Source organism: Exiguobacterium alkaliphilum (assembly GCF_018138125.1).
Taxonomy (GTDB): domain Bacteria; phylum Bacillota; class Bacilli; order Exiguobacteriales; family Exiguobacteriaceae; genus Exiguobacterium; species Exiguobacterium alkaliphilum.
In genome coordinates, this window is record NZ_CP073101.1 from 1 (window position 1) to 2,500 (window position 2,500).

Annotated in this window: 2 rRNA genes (1 of these 2 cut by a window edge); both read right to left on the reverse strand. The window is 55.0% G+C overall.

Annotated features, from left to right (window positions below):
• A 5S ribosomal RNA gene (rrf, locus tag KB235_RS00005) occupies positions 1–109 on the reverse strand.
• A gap of 54 nt (positions 110–163) precedes the next feature.
• Positions 164–2,500, reverse strand: a 23S ribosomal RNA gene (locus tag KB235_RS00010); it runs 577 nt beyond the window's last position.

Here is a 2,500-nt window from a genome sequence, read left to right on the forward strand (position 1 = left end):
AACGTCCTATCCTCACAGGGGGAGACCCCCAACTACTTTCGGCGCTGAAGCGCTTAACTTCCGTGTTCGGCATGGGAACGGGTGTGGCCGCTTCGCTATCGCCACCAGACAATTTCAGAGCTTGTTCCCTGAAAACTGAAGTTCATCAATACAAACCATAGACTAGATCAAAGCCTCGACCGATTAGTATCATTCAGCTCCACGTGTCACCACGCTTCCACCCATGACCTATCTACCTCATCGTCTCTGAGGGGTCTTTCTTGATTGCTCAAAGGGAAATCTCATCTCGGAGGGGGCTTCATGCTTAGATGCTTTCAGCACTTATCCCGTCCGCACGTAGCTACCCAGCGATGCTCCTGGCGGAACAACTGGTACACCAGCGGTGCGTCCATCCCGGTCCTCTCGTACTAAGGACAGCTCTCCTCAAATTTCCTGCGCCCACGACGGATAGGGACCGAACTGTCTCACGACGTTCTGAACCCAGCTCGCGTACCGCTTTAATGGGCGAACAGCCCAACCCTTGGGACCTACTCCAGCCCCAGGATGCGATGAGCCGACATCGAGGTGCCAAACCTCCCCGTCGATGTGGACTCTTGGGGGAGATCAGCCTGTTATCCCCAGGGTAGCTTTTATCCGTTGAGCGATGGCCCTTCCATGCGGAACCACCGGATCACTAAGCCCGACTTTCGTCCCTGCTCGACTTGTAGGTCTCGCAGTCAAGCTCCCTTCTGCCTTTGCACTCTTCGAATGATTTCCAACCATTCTGAGGGAACCTTTGGGCGCCTCCGTTACTGTTTAGGAGGCGACCGCCCCAGTCAAACTACCCACCTGACACGGTCCTCCAGCCGGATCACGGCTGCGAGTTAGAGACTCTATACGCAAAGGGTGGTATCCCAAGGGTGTCTCCACCGAAGCTGGCGCTCCGGCTTCACAAACTCCCACCTATCCTGTACATCGCGTACAAAGCCTCAATATCAGGCTGTAGTAAAGCTCCATGGGGTCTTTCCGTCCTGTCGCGGGTAACCTGCATCTTCACAGGTACTATGATTTCACCGGGTCTCTCGTTGAGACAGTGCCCAAATCGTTACGCCTTTCGTGCGGGTCGGAACTTACCCGACAAGGAATTTCGCTACCTTAGGACCGTTATAGTTACGGCCGCCGTTTACTGGGGCTTCGGTTCAGTGCTTCTCTTGCGATGACACATCCCCTTAACCTTCCAGCACCGGGCAGGCGTCAGCCCCTATACTTCATCTTGCGATTTAGCAGAGACCTGTGTTTTTGCTAAACAGTCGTTTGGGCCTATTCACTGCGGCTTATGTTGCCATAAGCGTCCCTTCTCCCGAAGTTACGGGACCATTTTGCCGAGTTCCTTAACGAGAGTTATCCCGCGCGTCTTAGAATTCTCATCTCGCCTACCTGTGTCGGTTTACGGTACTGGCGCCGACCTCCTCACTAGAGGCTTTTCTTGGCAGCGTGAAATCCGGTACTTCGCCCTACGGGCTCCACGTCACAGCTCGACCTTGTGTGCCGGGCGGATTTGCCAACCCGACGGCCTCGCTGCTTGTCCGTGCACTTCCAGTCGCACGGTTACCTTATCCTTCTGCGTCCCCCCATCGTTCGAACGGTGGTACGGCGGTACAGGAATATCAACCTGTTGTCCATCGCCTACGCCTTTCGGCCTCGGCTTAGGTCCAGACTAACCCTGAGCGGACGAGCCTTCCTCAGGAAACCTTGGGCTTTCGACGGAGGGGATTCTCACCCCTCTTTTCGCTACTCACACCGGCATTCTCACTTCCAAGCGCTCCACGGCTCCTCACGATACCGCTTCACTGCTGCTTGGAACGCTCTCCTACCATCCCTTACGGGATCCATAGCTTCGGTGGTATGTTTAGCCCCGTTACATTTTCGGCGCGGCGTCACTCGACTAGTGAGCTATTACGCACTCTTTGAATGGTGGCTGCTTCTAAGCCAACATCCTAGTTGTCTGTGCAACGCCACATCCTTTTCCACTTAACATACACTTGGGGACCTTAGCTGATGGTCTGGGCTGTTTCCCTCTCGACTACGGATCTTATCACTCGCAGTCTGACTCCCGAGTACAAGTCACTGGCATTCGGAGTTTGACTGAATTCGGTAACCCTGTGGGGGCCCCTAGTCCAATCAGTGCTCTACCTCCAGAACTCTTCACCTCGAGGCTAGCCCTAAAGCTATTTCGGAGAGAACCAGCTATCTCCAGGTTCGATTGGCATTTCACCGCTACCCACACCTCATCCCCGCACTTTTCAACGTGCGTGGGTTCGGACCTCCAGTCAGTGTTACCTGACCTTCATCCTGGACATGGGTAGATCACCTGGTTTCGGGTCTACGACGACGGACTGATGCGCCCTGTTCAGACTCGCTTTCGCTGCGGCTCCGCCTTCTCGGCTTAACCTCGCCCGCCATCGTAACTCGCCGGTTCATTCTACAAAAGGCACGCCATCACCCGTTAACGGGCTCTGAC